The following is a 16,824-nucleotide window of genomic DNA, read 5'->3' as shown; positions in this document are numbered from 1 at the left end:
ATGCTCTCCCTTATTTTAAGTACTCTGCCATCGGCAGTAAGAAGCGCCGAGTATTACTCAGCAGCGATTCAATCAACGAACTATTTATGCTTCTGCAAGCTCTCAATACATAATCATCTTCCATTTCACCCACTTTCATTTGGCTTCCTTGTAGGCTTTGCAGTAGCGCCGATAACGCCTTTTGCTGCACATCTTCTGACGTAAAGTCATATTCCTTTGTTTTTTTATCAAAACACGCCGAAATCCAATTCCAACCACTCTGATTTAACAGTATTAGCGGCGTATTCATTCCTTCACAATACCCTTCAATAAGCGTATTCAAGTGTACTTTTGCACGCTCTGAGGATATGGCAGAAAAATGCCAAACACTGTTTTCTCGCCCTAATGCGATGCTTTCACCTGCACGAATAAAAGCATTAAAAAACAAATGTTCTATCCATAATTGCACGCCATCATTAGCAGTAAGATAAGCAGGTCGATAACGCAATATTCCTGACTCGTGAACATTTCGCAATAAGCCTGTAATTTTTATCTCATGTATTTCACACTCAATCGGATAATCGACACGTCGATCGCCGTACTCTTTCACTTTTTCAGCTAATGGAGCAATATCATTTAATTGTTTCTCCCAAAATAGCTGACCAAATTGTTTTGCAGGTAATTGCCCCGAGGCTCTTAGTGCATGATAAAGAGGATTTGGATCTTCATCTTTGACTAACAAATCTAACACTTGGTCATTAATTTTATAGCGTTGCAATCCACCTAATACGAAAGGCTCTTCTTCTGGAAGTTCAGTCTCTTCAATCGAGAAATGAACCTTCAAACGCTGCTGGAAAAACCCACGGATAGGGTGACGGTAAAAACGTAAAATTTGTTCTAACGATAACTCTGTAATAGGTTCACGTTGTTTTAATATTGACGTAAACGACTTAGCCGCTTGCTCTGCACTTTTTGCAGCGGGCAACCATTCTTGCGCGAAGCTTTGATAAAGAGAGCCAGAGGCAAAATTCTCTTTCGCAAATGGCACTCGATTATGTTCAATAATCAAATGCTGTTTTAGCCGCTGTGCACTTTCATCGATATTCAACGATTGATCGCCATCTAAGCAGAAACTCTGACAGATATACTCCAATAATTCAGTGACTAATACCGATGGATTGCACTCTTGGTTATCTCGAATAGAACGTCCGATATAGCTAATATAAAGCCGTTTTGTCGCTGAATTTAATGCTTCTAAGAATAGGTATCTGTCATCATCACGACGCTTTCTATCGCCTCGCTGGACTTTTTCTGCCATTAAATCGAAACCGAGTGGTGGCATATTACGTGGGTATGCACCATCGTTCATACCCAGTAAACAAACCACTTTAAATGGTACAGAACGCATTGGCATTAACGTACAAAAATTCACTGCACCAGCGAGGAAACGCTGGCTAATTTTTTCATCATCAAAACAAACCGATAACTCGTCGCGAATTAAGCGTAATGGGATAGTTTCTTGGTAGTTGGCGGTCAACGCATTTTCAATAATTTTATGCCACTGTGTCGTGAGTAATGCTAAGACAACTTCAGTTTCACTATCGACTTTAAAGCAGCTATCGATTAACTGCTGGCAGATATCTTTCCATTCATCGAGCGTGCGTTCTTGCTCTAAGCGTGTTCGCCATTCTCTAAGTGTATCGACGAGTAATGCTAATTTCCCGGCCAGCTGAGCTGCGAGACCACTACATTCATCGTATGGCAGCACACCATTCCATGGGCCATTACGGCTATCCATCGCATAGCCAAGCAACATTCGGCTTAAACCAAATTGCCATGTATTTTGCCCAATAACCGGTAGCGATAGTGCTCTGACGTTATCATCATCAAGCCCCCAGCGAATTCCGGATTCATTGACCCAACGCCTTAATAAACTCAGTTCACTCTCATCAATATCGAAACGAGCAGCAAACGCTGAAACCTCTAATAACGTCAGTACTTGCTCCGTTGAAAATCGGCTTTGAGGTAAATCCAATAACATAATAAATGCTTGTAGGATTGGGTGTGCTTGTAGCGCTTTTCTGTCCGAAATGGAGAATGGAATATAGAGTGATGAGCTGGTGTTACCGAACACAGCCTGAATATATGGCGCATAACTGTCGATGTCAGCAACCATGACAATCACATCGCGGGGCGTTAATGTAGGATCTTCTTCAAATAGGGCCAATAAACGATCCTGTAAAACTTCAACTTCACGCTGAGCACTATGGCATGAATGAAATGTCACGGATTGATCACACTGAGGAAGTGAGCGCTTCTGCGAGCTACTTTCATACTCATCTAAAGTCACGCCTAGCTGAGCGTGATTTTCAAGGTCGAGAATATCTTGCTGCAAATTTTCGAGAAGGTTATTTCGCCCATTATCAACAAAGGCTGACACTTCATTGGCTGCCTCTATTTGGGAAATAAAATATAAATTATCGCGCCCAAGCTTGCCCCACGATGCTAACAGTGGGTTTGCTAAATTCTGCTCACCTTCCGCGTTGAATAAATTGGCTGCATGCTCATCAATTTTAAAGCGGGAAATTTCGTGCTTATCCAAATAGTGGCGCAATTTCCGTTGTTGTAATCGCGCTAAAAAGGCACTGCTTTGAATATCTCCCCAGTAATAACGGCACGGGTTGGTAAACATTAAGTGGATATCTGAGTGTTCAGCAATCGCGTTGAGTGCTTGCAAATACACAGGTGGTAAGGATGAAATACCGCAAATAAATAAGCGTGACGGTAAATTTTTAGCTAACTCTGGTGATGCTTTTAGCTTATCAATAAAACTCTGATACAAGTTTGCTCGATGCCAAGGCGATTGACCAAGCTGCTCTGTATATTCCACCAAACATAACCATAATCTTTTTTGCCACAATTGATTTTCACTGAGCCCGTCAATCAATTCATTACGTTGCCACAGCGCAATCCATTCAGGTCTATAGACCAAATATTGGTCAAATAAATCGGCAATACGCCCTGATAGTTGATGTAATTTACGCTTGTCTGAATCGTCTTGTAGATAGTGACGTAGAGGCTGAAATTCAGTTTCATTAATAACATTTGGCAAAATCGTCATTAACTTCCAGGTCATCGCTTGTTTAGTATAGGCGCTCTCTTTGGGGATATCGGGAAGCACTCGACGGAACATATCCCAGATAAACGTAGCGGGTAATGGATAGTTAATATTGGCGGCTATTCCAAAACGCTTAGCAAGCTCTATCTGTAGCCATTGGGACATACCTGGGCTTTGTACTAATACAATTTCTTGCTCAAAAGGATGAGTGAGAGGGTCATTCTCCATTAAGTGTGCAATTAGCTCTTTGAGCAGATCTAATTGATTAGAATGATAAACCTGAAACATGACTCTCTCCTTTTGCGCACTGCCAGCGACTTATCGAATACAGTTTCTTGCCCACGAACAAGGACACCTTAGATTCACCACAGCCCCCAAGGCTTACAGAATGCACGATTTTCATCTGCTCTCTTTGAGGATTGCCTTCTTGATACTGTTCTTCTTGAAACTGTGACTCCATTTTCCATGGAACCTTATCATTAAAAGAGTGTTTTCCTTCTAATGTTCCATGTAGAGATCGAATTGCCTGTGAACCTTGATATATTTGATTAAAATTCAAAGCGATATATTGGCTGTAGTTTAGCAGAGCTATCAGCAAGATAGCAAAAACAACCACCGCAATCATCGACTCTACCAGTGCAAATCCTTGCTGTGAATTCTTCATTGGCAAAATCCTTTAATTGCCACAGGGCAGTAATCTATCCAGCCATTTTCACGGGCTTGTATACGCCCTTCATTCCATATTGGTACAACCCATCGATATATCGTTAGCGATTGATTCTTCGAAAATTCCCCCTTACCCGATAAAATGAATTGATTATTTTTATAATGCTTAAGACAGCTAACCCACCCATGATTTGTTTCTCTCTGACACACCCAAGGACTCACCTTTTCAGCTTTCAATTTCCAATGTTGAGCGAGCCCCCATGACAATGCTGATTCTGCTAAATTAAATGATTGGTAATATTTTTCTTCGCGGATTAATTCATGGCTAGCTCGAGCTTGGTAGTAATGTAATGCCTTTAAGAGTATGAGCCCAACACTCATTAAAACCATCACCATGATTAAGGCAATGTTGCCTTGCTGCGCATTTTTTGCCTTCATGGTACATTCCTTAGCAGTACAGAGGAGTGATAATCAAACGTTTTATTAGGCAATAACATGCTTTCCACCGTCATAGATATCCCTAAAATTTTTTTGCTTGGCTGCCACTCAAAAGTCAGCTGATTCACTTTTACCATATTAGGATCAAACAACGACTGCCAGCGGGTACCATCGCAGTTTGTCACATTACGGTTAGACTCGAGCTTATTGTTGTTGAGTCTAAATCCAAAAAAATCGGAATGTAATGAACGGCCTTGTCCTATAACCCATTGCCCAGATAAATCCTGATCATAGGCAAAAATAATGCAAGAATTGGCCTGACGGCTTAAGAACTTAGCACCAATGGTAATTGCCTTTCCTTCACAATGAGGCTTGGAAGGTGACTGGCTGCAATGACCTATTCGACGAAAATCTTTTTCCATATTAATCAACACCTGCCGGACCTCCCTATCCAATTGATATTGAAAAAAAGTCTGAAATAGTTGCTTAAATAACACAGGGATCGTATTCATCGCTGCAATACAGACCAAACAACCAATTAGCATTGCAATCAGTGTTTCTAGCAGAGAAAACCCCTTTTCTGCTTTATGCTTTTTAGTGTCATTTAACATTTAGGAACGCCTGCCAACGTTTGCTGGCTGCAACTACGTACCCGACCTGAAGATGAAATAATCACGGATATTTGGTCACTTTCATTACTGAGCTCAATTCGAAAAGGGCTACTTGTTCCTTGCCTACCGTAAAAATGAATTAATTCTCTAGATGCATATTTAAGCTCAATGCTCTCAAATTTATCGCCTTTAAATTGGCTGATTTCTTGTGCAGTCTCTGCATCGATAACAACTAAACGCCACTCTTTTGATGTGAAATTTACCGTCACAATACGGTGCTGATTTAAATAAATGCCTTCCATTAGGTTACTGTAGATAAATTCGGCAGTTTGCCTCGCAGCATCAATAAGCTGTAGCCGCTTCACTTGCTGTTGCCATTGATAAAACGCCGGTAAAGCCACTATTGAACACAGAAACAGAACAACCAGTATTTCAATTAAAGTGAATCCCGGCTCATCAATGTTGCGCTTTAGCCACTTTATTTTTCCATGTATCAAATTTGTCTGTTCTGGCATTTCTTGATTCCTCACAATCATTCTCTACAGGGAGCTTGGGTGAAAACCTCTCAGCCCAACAGCCCTCATTTACCATTCTTCGTAGCGCTTCCCAGCAAAATGTAACTTTTGCATTTACCTTAAATGCTTTTGGAAACGGCTTCGCAAAATGAAATAGAGAGATAAAAAAGTTGTCTCGAAAACGAAGATAAACAGCTAAAAATAGTCTGCGGGAATGAAGCGAGAAATGGGAAATAACAACAGTGAATAGAGCGACAAAGGTAATGGAAAAAATAATAGGGAGATAACGATATGAAGCGGCGTCAAAGATTAGAGGACAGTAAAATAGTAAGAATGACAAAAATAATAAAGGCATAGGCGGTGCTCACGCCTATACCTTTACGTTAACCAAACTGATGCACCAGTCAACCTGATGCATCAATCAGCCTAGCTTAAACCGTAAATGGATATTTTATTGCTTCGTGGCACTGATAACCTTCTAAGATGAAATCATCAGTTGTTACCCACGTTTCAAGATCTTCCAAGGTTTTAATTTCAGGGTTAATCGTCAAGCTTGGAGATGGGTATGGTTCACGTTTTAATTGAACATCACGCATTAAAGGCAGTTGATTTTCATAAATATGTGCGTTCACAATTTTATGATAAGCCTTACCGGCTTTGTGGCCCGTAATACGCGCCATTAGCGCCAGCAGTACAAAACATTGAACCTGATTGAAATTAAGCCCAAGAGGCACGTCACAGCTACGTTGGTATGACGTCAAATGCAGCGTATCGCCAAGAAGTGAAAACGTGTGAGTGTGCATGCAAGGACGTAAGCAGCCCATTTCGAACTCACCGGGGTTATAGAAAGTCACAATTTCCGCGCGGTCATCAATACCGTTTTTCAGGTTATTAACCACTTTCTTTAATTGGTCAAGATGAGAGCCATCAGGGCGCTGCCATGAGCGACCTTGGACGCCATAAACGCGCCCCATATCATCTTCACCTTTACGATGTGGGTTATCTAACCATGCTTGGTTTTCATTAGCATTGGCATTCCAAGTATTACAACCAATTTCACGGAACTGCGCTGCATTATCATAGCCACGCAAGTACCCTAATAACTCGGCAATAGCGGCTTTATAAAAGCTTTTACGCGTCGTAATTAAAGGGAATTGATTGTTGCCCACATCATATTCGAGGTCGGCATTAATCACGGTTAAACAGCGAACACCAGTACGCTTGTTTTCAACCCATTGACCTTCATCGATAATACGTTGGCATAACTCAAGATACGGCTTCATAGTGGCTCTCTTACTCCGAAATACAGGCGGTTTGTGTTATCGAATATCCCTCAATAACACAAACCGAAAATGACTTAATTTACTGCTTATTAGCGCGATTTGCTGTCTATGTTATTACAGTCTACGTTATTTACTGTCTACGCGACTCGCTATCTGCACCACTTGCTATCGACGCTACTGGCTATCTACGCTACTTGCTCTCAACGTTTTTAGCGGGCTTATGGGCTGGGATATTTTTACCGTATTTGTAAGCCCAGACAATCATCAATACACCGATAATAATCATCGGAATCGAGAGGATTTGCCCCATACTGATACCACCGAATAAACCTAATTGTGCATCTGGTTGTCTGAAGAATTCAACGATGATACGGAATGCACCATAACCGATAAGGAACAGGCCCGATACGCTCCCCATTGGGCGAGGTTTACGTACAAATAAATTCAATATCAAGAATAAAACGATACCTTCTAAAACCATTTCATACAGCTGGGATGGGTGTCTTGGCAATACACCGTATTGCTCAAGAATAGGCAACAGAGAGGGGTCTTGTGCCGCAAGTTGGATATCTTCACTTCTTGAATGAGGGAATAAAAATGCCCATGGTGTATCTAGGGTAACCCGTCCCCATAGCTCGCCATTAATAAAGTTACCGATACGCCCCATTCCAAGACCAAAAGGAATCAACGGTGCAACAAAATCAGAAACTTGTAAGAAACGGCGTTTCGTGCGATAGGCAAACCACATCATGGCACAGATAACCCCAATCAAGCCACCGTGGAAGGACATGCCGCCATCCCACACTTTGAACAGATACAGAGGGTCATCTAAGAAAACAGGCAAATTATAGAAGAAAACATAGCCAAGTCGTCCACCTACAAATACACCGACAAAACCAATGTACAACAAGTTCTCGACTTCATTTTTTGTCCAGCCACTGTTTGGCTTAGAAGCGCGACGTCCCGCTAACCATAGCGCAAAAACGAATCCGACAAGGTACATAAAACCATACCAGTGCAAAGAGACTGGGCCAATCGAGAACATTACGGGATCAATTTCCGGAAATGCTAAGTAACTGTTACTCATCGTTCCCCACTTTAAAATAATTGAGTCAAAAATTATGTCGCATAATAACACGAGGTTATTGCCAGCATATAATTACATATTAATAACATAGAAGATCAAACTAGATCCCGCCACGCACAAAACCACCAAGTCCATTTCTTTCCATAAACTCGCTAATCTTATGGCGAACATTTTCGCTGGTTTCTGCGCCGAGCAAATCAGGCACTAACTCAGCCATCAATTGAGGATCAAGCTGACGAATTAAATATTTCATGCGAGGAACACTGCGCCCACTCATACTCAAACTACGATAACCTAATGCAATCAGCACCATAGCACTTAATGGCTGCCCCGCCATTTCGCCGCACACACTAATCGGCAGGCCTATACGCTGACATTCCATATGTACCATGGATAGAAAACGCACCACCGCAGGGTGCAGGTTATCATAGAGCGCCGCCACATGAGTGTTATTACGGTCGACGGCGAGTAAATATTGTGTAAAGTCGTTGGTACCTATCGAAATAAAATCAACTCGCTGCTTTAACTCTGGCAGCAAAAACAAGAGTGAAGGCACTTCCAACATCACGCCAATTGGAGGTAAATCAATCGATTTTCCGAGTTGTTGGCTCACTTCATTTCTGGCGCGATTAATCAGCCCGATCGCCTCATCCACTTCATTAATACTAGTGATCATAGGCAATAAAATACGTAAATTGCCCGTATCTTGGTTAGCTCTCAGCATAGAACGCAACTGGATCAAAAAGATTTCAGGCTGATCCAGCATGATTCGGATCCCACGCCACCCCAAGCAAGGATTTTCCTCGCTGATCGGCATGTAAGGCAGTTGTTTGTCCGCACCGATATCTAAGGTTCTTAATACCACCGGTTTCGTTGCAAAAAGTTGCAGTACATCCCGATATAACTGCTTCTGTTCATCCTCTGATGGAAAGCCATTGTGCAGCATAAATGGCAGTTCGGTTCGATATAATCCAACACCATCCACCCCATCATGAATTTGCTGTTCATAGCGAGGGCTCAATCCGGCGTTGAGGCAAATATCCACATGCTCGCCATTTTTGAGCACTGCATCTTGAGAAAGCGTACCTTCCGCTAATCGGCTAAGTACATTTTCTTCTTCAATAATTTGCTGGTATTCCTGAGCAATAAAATTTTCAGGCTCAATAAACACTTCGCCACGATAGCCATCCAAAATCAGATGGCGATTATGTAATAAGGAAGGCTCAATATCCGCCCCCATAATCGCGGGGATCCCCATCGCTCGGATCAAGATTGCAGAGTGGGAGTGCGTTGCACCATCGCGCACAATCACACCCGCTAATTGCTCAAGCGGTAATTCAGCAAGAACGCTCGCACTTAGCTCATCAGCCACCAAAATAAAACGGTCTGGCCATTGGCTAGTGGGTGTCAGTGAATCATCGAGATGAAATAATAAGCGCTGCCCTAAGGTGCGAAGGTCAGAGCCACGCTCTCTTAAATAGAGGTCACGTAAACGTGAGAACTGCAAAGCGTAATCTTCGATGACGGTTTTCACTGCCCATTCAGCCACCGCCCCTTGATTAATCGCCGTAAATAACCGTTTTTTCAGTTGGGGGTCATTAAGCAAGTGGTTATATAGGTCGAAAATAGCTGCGCTTTCTTTCGATGAGCTCGCCATAAACCGCTTACTAATACGACGAAATTCTGCCGCCGCACTTTCCAGCGCTATCACCAAGCGTTGACGCTCTTCATCAATATTCAATGTGGTCGCTTGATACACATTGTCTAAAGAAGGTTGGGAGGTATCTTGCCAACCATAAGCCATCGAAATTCCTTGAGAAACAGGGATAGCTTTGAGGCGATTTTGTCGATATTGCCCGAAAATACCTTTTGTTTGCGCTTGGGATAAAATCACCGCTAACTGCATCGATAGCGTGACCATAAAGGACTCTTCAGTTTCGCTGAATAACCGTTTTTCTCGCTGCTGAACCACTAGCACGCCCAGTAATTGGCGTCGATAAACGACAGGCACGCCAAGAAAGGCTTTGAGCTGTTCTTCTTTGAGTTGGGGAAGGTATTTGAATTGCGGGTGTTCGCGAATATCGGCGAGGTTCAACATTTCCGATTGCCGACCGACTGCGCCAACAACCCCTTCGTCGAATCCTAAACGAATAGCAATCCCGCTAGGCTTTTTCAGCCCGCGGGTTGCCATTAGGTAATAACATTGGCGAGGATGATCGGCTAAGTAAATCGAGCACACATCGGTGCGCATCGCTTTGCACGTCTCATTGACCAAAACTTCAAGAGCTTGAGTCAGGCTGGTCGCCATCGCGACCTTTTCGACAATGTCACGTAAACGCGTCAACATAGGCTTACTTAACTCCGCGCCTACGATTATTAAAAACAGGTCGTTGTGGTAATTTCTGTTCCTGCAGAGGCATAACTACGGGAGCGAATTCCTTCATCACGCGGCGATAAACTTCGCGCTTAAAAGAGACCACTTGCCTAACAGGATACCAATAACTGACCCACCGCCAGCCGTCAAATTCTGGCGATTTACTGCGCTGCACGTTTATATCGGCGTCATTACATTGGAGTTGAAGTAAAAACCAACGTTGTTTCTGTCCAATACAAACAGGTTTTGTATCCCAACGCACCAAACGCTTAGGTAATTTGTAGCGTAACCAATTACGGGTAGATGCAAGTAACCTTACATCTTTACGCTGTAGTCCGACTTCCTCGTATAACTCACGATACATCGCTTGTTCTGGCGATTCCCCCGGGTTAATCCCACCTTGAGGAAATTGCCAAGAATGCTGACCATAACGGCGAGCCCATAAGACTTGACCTTGCCGATTACAAATTACAATTCCTACATTCGGGCGGTAGCCATCATCATCGATCACTAGACTACCTCAATAACCAAATTTGAAAGATGCCTAATTGTTTCACACATACCCAAACTGGTAAACCTATATCAATACAGTTTGCAGATATGTCTGAAGTAATTACAATAGTCTGCGTCTCAACGGGGTGCCAATTTGGGCTGAGAAATAACCCGTAGAACCTGATCCGGCTAATACCGGCGTAGGGATTTGAGCTACCGCCTACAAATTATTGTATCGGTCCCTCCTCAAATCCTGTGTTTTTTTTATGATTTACGCAGGAATTACAATGACTAAAAATAAACTCTTTACCTCACTCATTGCCTTAACCACCTTAAGTTTTGCTGCATTCGCCTCTGCCGAAAAACCAACGCTGACGGTATATACCTATGATTCCTTTGCTGCAGAATGGGGACCAGGTCCTCAAATCAAAAAGAATTTCGAAGCTCAATGTGAATGCGAGTTAAAACTGGTTTCTCTAGGGGATGGTGTTGCACTACTGAATCGCCTACGTATGGAAGGGGAAAAAAGCAAAGCCGACATTATCTTAGGGTTAGATAACAACTTGCTCGATTCCGCAGAAAAAACCGGCTTATTTGCCCCAGCAGATATCAAAACGGATGCGCTTAAATTACCTATCGAATGGACAAGCAAAACATTCATTCCTTATGATTATGGTTATTTCGCCTTTATCTATGACACCAATAAAATCAAGCAACCGCCAAAAAGCATGGATGAACTGCTTGATAGCAAAAATAATTGGAAAATCATTTACCAAGATCCGCGCACCAGCACCCCAGGTTTAGGGTTAATGTTGTGGATTGAGAAAATCTACGGTGATAAATCGGCTGATGCATGGAAGAAAATGGCAGCCAAAACACTGACCGTGACCAAAGGTTGGAGTGAGTCTTATGGCTTGTTCTTAAAAGGTGAAGGAGATTTTGTCCTGAGCTACACCTCCTCGCCGGGTTACCAAATTTTAAATGATAAGAAAGACAACTACGCGGCAGCACTGTTCGATGAAGGGCATTATATGCAAGTCGAAGTGGCGGCAAGATTGAAACACAGCCCTCAACCTGAGCTGGCAAAACAGTTCTTACAATTTATGTTAACCCCTGAATTCCAAGGCACATTACCAACCACTAACTGGATGTATCCGGTTATCGATATGCCGTTGCCTGAAGTGTATAACGTGCTACCACTGCCTGCTAAATCCCTGCAATTTAGCGCGGAAGAAGTGGCTAAAGAACGTCAAACGTGGACACGTTTATGGCAAACCGCCGTCAGTCGTTAATCAATTTAACCTTATTACCGGGGGCAATAGCCTCCGGTCTTTTAATCGTCGTTGCCCTGCTCGCTTTTGGGGCGCTGTGGTTTTTCGCACCTGAAGTTTCCCTCCGCGAGATAATCGACGACGATTATTTATGGCATGTCATCGGTTTTACGTTTTGGCAGGCATTGCTTTCCGCTATTTTTTCCATTATTCCCGCTATTTTTCTTGCAAGAGCTCTGTATCGCCGGCGATTTTGGGGAAGAATGCTCTTGCTCCGCTTGTGTGCAATGACGCTTGTTTTACCCGTTTTAGTCGCCGTTTTCGGTATTTTGTCGGTATATGGACAAACCGGATGGCTAGCAAAACTGTGCCTATGGCTTGGTGTTGATTATCAGTTTTCCCCTTATGGTCTGCGTGGCATTTTATTGGCGCATATCTTTTTCAATATGCCACTCGCCACCCGGATGTTGCTGCAATCCCTTGAAAATATTGCCATTGAGCAGCGTCAAAGCGCCGCTCAATTAGGGTTCAATGAGTGGCAACAATTTACCCTTTTAGAGTGGCCTTATTTACGCCGTCAGATGTTGCCAACAGGCGCGCTGATTTTTATGCTCTGTTTTGCCAGCTTTGCGACAGTACTGGCTCTGGGCGGTGGCCCTGCGGCGACCACTATCGAACTCGCGATTTACCAAGCACTGAGCTACGACTTTGATTTAGGGCGTGCCACACTGCTTGCGTTAATTCAGTTGGGATGTTGCGTAGGATTAATGCTTATTTGCCAACGTATTAACCATGCCTTTTCCGTTGGATTTAGCCACCAAACATCATGGTTTGATCCTGCCGATAACCTGTTTCGCCGTTTACGTGACTGGCTGGTGATTGCTGCAGCTATTTTGCTATTAATTCCGCCGTTATTAGCGGTCATTGTTGATGGGCTCAACGGTCAATTACTGGATGTTTTACAGCAATCTGCGTTATGGCAAGCCACATTGACCTCACTGTTTATTGCACTCTGTGCTGGAATTTTGTGCGTGATCCTCACACTAATGCTGCTATGGAGTAGCCGTGAACTGCGTTTAAGAAATGCATTAAAACTTGGACAAGCTATTGAGCTAAGCGGGCTGATTATTCTGGCGATGCCGGGTATTGTGCTGGCGACAGGCTTTTTTATCTTTTTCAATGAAACCATTGGAATACCCGAAACTCCTTATCCGTTGGTGATCATGACTAACGCCTTACTCGCTATCCCTTACGCGCTAAAGGTACTGGATAACCCAATGCGAGATCTGGCTCAACGCTATAATCCGTTATGCCAATCACTCGAAATCACTGGTTTTAATCGATTTAAAATCATTGAATTACGAGCATTACGCAAACCTATCGCACAAGCATTGGCATTCGCTTGCGTGATTTCGATTGGAGATTTTGGCGTGGTCGCCTTGTTTGGTAATGAAGAGTTCCGTACCTTGCCTTACTATCTTTATCAACAGATTGGCGCGTATCGAACCAATGATGGCGCGGTTACCGCGATGTTATTGTTGTTACTCTGTTTCTGCCTGTTTAGCCTACTCGAACGCCTATCGGGGAAAACTCATGATTGAATTACAAAATCTAGATTATCAATACGATAACCTAAATATGCATTTTGATATTGCGGTAGCTTCGGGGGAACGAGTTGCCGTAATGGGTCCTAGTGGCGCAGGCAAAAGCACGCTGCTCAGCCTAATTAGTGGGTTTCAATTTCCTCGCAGCGGTACGATTACCTTAAATGGTGAAAATCATACATTTACGCCCCCAGCTAAACGCCCTGTTTCCATGTTATTTCAAGAAAATAACCTGTTTGCTCACCTAACCGTAAGGCAAAATATTGGGCTAGGTTTACAACCGAGCTTACGTTTGAGTGCATCGCAAATGGCTGAAGTCGAGCAAATGGCGCGGCAGGTCAGTTTAACCGACTGTTTAGATCGAACACCAGCGCAGTTATCCGGTGGGCAGCGTCAACGAGCCGCACTCGCACGCTGTTTAATTCGCAATCAACCGATTTTATTGCTGGATGAGCCATTTTCCGCCCTTGACCCTGCGCTGCGCAGTGAAATGCTGCAACTACTCAATGACGTTTGCGTGAATAAATCCATCACATTATTAATGGTATCCCATAGTATTGAAGACTCGCTACAAATCGCCCCTCGCAGCTTAGTGATCGCTGATGGCGCAATTGTGTATGACGGTGATACCGAAACACTATTACAAGGCAAAACCGACGCTTCTGCATTATTGGGCATTTCTAATTAGCCCAACAAATAATACTGTATAAATTTCCACTACTCGCGTATATTAATTTGCAGATTATTTACGCGAGTTTCCTTTATGTCTCAGTCAAACACCCCCGCTGAAAAAGGCTTTATTCTTAGCCGCCATTGGCGAGATACCCGCTACGGTATCGAGGTAAGCTATTGGTTACTCACGGATAACAAACCGCAAAAAGTCATTGTTCCCTATCAACAAGCCGTGGGTTTTTTACCTGAATCCAAGTTTTCCCTAGTACGCCATTTAATTGAAGGACAAGCTGATATCAGCTATCGATCCGTGGAACTGCGAGATTTCAAACGCGAAAAAGTCTACGCCATCTATTGCCAGCAATATCGTCAATTACAAAACCTAGATAAAAACTGCCAAGCATTAGGCATTGAACTGCTGGAAACCGATATTCGCCCTTGTGAGCGTTATTTAATGGAGCGCTTTATTACCGCTCCCGTGTGGTTTTCTCGCAATCATCAGGGGAAATATCAACTCAAACCTTGTGAAGGTTATCGCCCGACACTGCACGCCGTTTCTCTCGATATTGAAACGAGCCAACATGGGGAGCTTTATTCCATTGGGTTATCTGGCTGCGGTGACAATGTGGTGTTTATGTTGGGACCCGATCAAGGTCCTGCTCTGAATGACCAACATCGACTCGTGTATGCCACCAGCCGCCCTCAATTACTTGAAAAATTGAACGAATGGCTGCAACAGTACGATCCCGATGCCATCATCGGCTGGAATCTGATCCAGTTTGATTTGCAAGTTTTACAAAAGCATGCAGAGCGCTATGGCATCCCTCTGTTGCTCGGTCGGCAAGGGAAAAAACTCGAATGGCGAGAACACGGTTTTAAGCAAGGTGTCTTTTTTGCCTCTGCTGAAGGTCGCTTAATTATTGATGGTATTGATGCGTTAAAATCGGCGACATGGAGTTTTAGCTCATTCAGCTTGGAGTCCGTTGCCCAACAGCTACTTGGGGAAGGGAAAGCGATTGATACTCCCTATGATCGCATGGATGAAATTAACCGCCGCTTTGCTCACGATAAACCCGCCCTCGCCCATTACAATATTCAAGACTGTATTTTGGTACATCGCATCTTTGAGAAAACCGATTTAATGGCGTTCTTGCAAGAGCGCTCGACGGTCACGGGGTTAGCAGCCGATCGCATGGGAGGCTCGGTGGCCGCCTTTTCCCATTTATATATTCCTCGGCTACACCGCTTAGGGTTTGTTGCCCCCACACTTTCAGAACAAAAATTTCAGCTTAACCCCGGTGGGTTCGTGATGGATTCACAGCCGGGTTTGTATGACTCCGTTTTGGTGCTGGATTATAAAAGCCTGTATCCCTCGATTATTCGCACCTTTTTAATAGACCCAGCAGGCATGATTGAAGGGCTTGCACACCCAGAACCTGAACATTCTGTTGAAGGGTTTCGCGGTGCTTGGTTTTCCCGTACAACCCATTGCTTGCCAGATATTGTCAGCCATATTTGGCAAGGTCGTGATAAAGCCAAACAGCAAAAAAATGCCCCGCTTTCTCAAGCCCTCAAAATTATTATGAATGCTTTTGCTGGGGTTTTGGGTGCCGATGGATGCCGCTTTTTTGATCCACGATTAACCGCGTCAATCACCATGCGCGGTCATGAAATCATGCGAATTACCAAACAATTGATTGAATCCCAAGGATATCAGGTAATTTATGGGGACACCGATTCCACCTTTGTTTGGCTACGAGATCCCCATACTGATGAACAAGCTCAAAAAGTGGGCTATCAACTGCGTGACCATGTAAATAATTGGTGGAAACAGCATCTTAAAGAAGAGTGGCAACTTGATGGTGTGCTCGAGCTTGAGTATGAAACCCATTATCGGCGCTTTTTGATGCCAACAATTAGAGGCACAGACCAAGGCAGTAAAAAACGCTATGCGGGTTTAAGCCAAGATACGATGGTTTTTAAAGGCTTAGAAACCATTCGTTCAGACTGGACACCTCTCGCTCAAAACTTCCAAAAAGAGCTGTATACGCGCATTTTTTATCGCCAGCCTTATCGGGAATTTATTCGCGACTATATTCATGCCATTCGTTCAGGAGAATATGACGATCGCTTGATTTACCGCAAGCGCCTACGGCGTAAATTGTCAGATTATCAACGTAATGTGCCACCTCATGTACGAGCCGCACGCCAAGCCGATGAGTACAATTTGCAATTACAGCGCCCATTGCAATATCAAAATGGGGGGTGGATCAGTTATATCATCACTCAGGCGGGTCCTGAGCCATTAGAGACCGTGACCGCGAAACCTGACTATGAGCACTATATTCTTAAGCAAATCAAACCTATCGCCGATGGAATTCTTCCATTTCTGCAAGATGATTTTGACGCCATTTTGACAGGGCAAATTAATCTTTTGTTTTAAAGCCTAACGAACAGCGAGAATTGTACAATTCTTATTACAATTGCCGCATTTTTAACAGGTGACGATAAGCGAATGTTGAATTAATATAACGCCCCTTTGATATCTCGACCTGTTATACGCACAGCTTGGCGAGAAAATCGGCTATACTCATCATAATTCGAGCAGCGCGACTCGAAAAAGAAAAGAGCTATAATTGCCAAACGGCAAAACGATTAAAAAATTTCGCATCACCCTTGGTATATAACCGTTATATCAACACTGGGCAAAGACA

General features: G+C 43.5%; 13 protein-coding genes and 1 riboswitch. Of the genes, 4 read left to right on the top strand and 9 right to left on the bottom strand.

Annotation, left to right across the window (positions count from 1 at the left end; all coding sequences use genetic code 11):
* Positions 1–10 precede the first annotated feature (10 nt).
* The 9 genes from recC to rppH all read right to left on the bottom strand — a co-directional run bounded on the left by recC (position 11) and on the right by rppH (position 10,582).
* The gene (gene recC / locus JK188_RS00835; protein ID WP_211887470.1) at positions 11–3,385 is read right to left on the bottom strand and encodes an exodeoxyribonuclease V subunit gamma; all 3,375 of its coding nucleotides are present in this window, start codon (positions 3,383–3,385) and stop codon (positions 11–13) included.
* Positions 3,363–3,761: a type IV pilus modification PilV family protein gene (locus JK188_RS00830; protein ID WP_211887468.1), complete on the bottom strand. Its 399-nt coding sequence runs from the start codon at positions 3,759–3,761 to the stop codon at positions 3,363–3,365. The genes recC and JK188_RS00830 overlap by 23 nt, the downstream gene beginning before the upstream one ends.
* The gene (locus JK188_RS00825) at positions 3,758–4,201 is read right to left on the bottom strand and encodes a DUF2509 family protein (protein WP_211887466.1); all 444 of its coding nucleotides are present in this window, start codon (positions 4,199–4,201) and stop codon (positions 3,758–3,760) included. The genes JK188_RS00830 and JK188_RS00825 overlap by 4 nt, the downstream gene beginning before the upstream one ends.
* Positions 4,198–4,812 carry a prepilin peptidase-dependent protein gene (locus tag JK188_RS00820; protein ID WP_211887464.1) on the bottom strand — a complete coding sequence of 205 codons (615 nt, stop codon included), beginning with the start codon at positions 4,810–4,812 and terminating at the stop codon, positions 4,198–4,200. The genes JK188_RS00825 and JK188_RS00820 overlap by 4 nt, the downstream gene beginning before the upstream one ends.
* A complete protein-coding gene (locus JK188_RS00815; RefSeq protein WP_211887463.1) occupies positions 4,806–5,327 on the bottom strand; it encodes a prepilin-type N-terminal cleavage/methylation domain-containing protein in 522 nt (173 codons plus the stop codon). The genes JK188_RS00820 and JK188_RS00815 overlap by 7 nt, the downstream gene beginning before the upstream one ends.
* 431 nt (positions 5,328–5,758) lie before the next feature.
* Positions 5,759–6,610, bottom strand: coding sequence for a thymidylate synthase (locus JK188_RS00810; protein ID WP_036956314.1), 852 nt, complete (start codon positions 6,608–6,610; stop codon positions 5,759–5,761).
* A gap of 190 nt (positions 6,611–6,800) precedes the next feature.
* Positions 6,801–7,697 carry a prolipoprotein diacylglyceryl transferase gene (gene lgt / locus JK188_RS00805; protein ID WP_036956312.1) on the bottom strand — a complete coding sequence of 299 codons (897 nt, stop codon included), beginning with the start codon at positions 7,695–7,697 and terminating at the stop codon, positions 6,801–6,803.
* Between the two features lie 100 nt (positions 7,698–7,797).
* Positions 7,798–10,044: a phosphoenolpyruvate--protein phosphotransferase gene (gene ptsP, locus JK188_RS00800; RefSeq protein WP_211887461.1), complete on the bottom strand. Its 2,247-nt coding sequence runs from the start codon at positions 10,042–10,044 to the stop codon at positions 7,798–7,800.
* A 4-nt stretch (positions 10,045–10,048) separates the two neighbouring features.
* Positions 10,049–10,582 carry an RNA pyrophosphohydrolase gene (gene rppH, locus JK188_RS00795; protein ID WP_006659219.1) on the bottom strand — a complete coding sequence of 178 codons (534 nt, stop codon included), beginning with the start codon at positions 10,580–10,582 and terminating at the stop codon, positions 10,049–10,051.
* Between the two features lie 113 nt (positions 10,583–10,695).
* Positions 10,696–10,788: riboswitch (TPP riboswitch) on the top strand.
* Between the two features lie 62 nt (positions 10,789–10,850).
* Here rppH and thiB point away from each other — a divergent pair.
* The 4 genes from thiB to JK188_RS00775 all read left to right on the top strand — a co-directional run bounded on the left by thiB (position 10,851) and on the right by JK188_RS00775 (position 16,553).
* Positions 10,851–11,855, top strand: coding sequence for a thiamine ABC transporter substrate binding subunit (thiB, locus tag JK188_RS00790; protein ID WP_211887459.1), 1,005 nt, complete (start codon positions 10,851–10,853; stop codon positions 11,853–11,855).
* On the top strand, positions 11,831–13,435 hold the full coding sequence (gene thiP, locus JK188_RS00785; RefSeq protein ID WP_211887457.1) for a thiamine/thiamine pyrophosphate ABC transporter permease ThiP: 1,605 nt from the start codon (positions 11,831–11,833) through the stop codon (positions 13,433–13,435). The genes thiB and thiP overlap by 25 nt, the downstream gene beginning before the upstream one ends.
* Positions 13,428–14,126 carry a thiamine ABC transporter ATP-binding protein ThiQ gene (gene thiQ, locus JK188_RS00780; RefSeq protein WP_211887455.1) on the top strand — a complete coding sequence of 233 codons (699 nt, stop codon included), beginning with the start codon at positions 13,428–13,430 and terminating at the stop codon, positions 14,124–14,126. Before thiP ends, thiQ begins: the two co-directional genes overlap by 8 nt.
* A gap of 75 nt (positions 14,127–14,201) precedes the next feature.
* Positions 14,202–16,553, top strand: a complete 2,352-nt coding sequence (locus JK188_RS00775; RefSeq protein WP_211887453.1) for a DNA polymerase II — start codon at positions 14,202–14,204, stop codon at positions 16,551–16,553.
* The last annotated feature ends 271 nt before the right edge of the window (positions 16,554–16,824 follow it).

Source organism: Providencia sp. JGM181 (assembly GCF_018257375.1).
Taxonomy (GTDB): domain Bacteria; phylum Pseudomonadota; class Gammaproteobacteria; order Enterobacterales; family Enterobacteriaceae; genus Providencia; species Providencia lanzhouensis.
The sequence above is the reverse complement of the archived record's forward strand: the minus strand, read 5'-3'. Positions and strand labels throughout refer to the sequence as shown.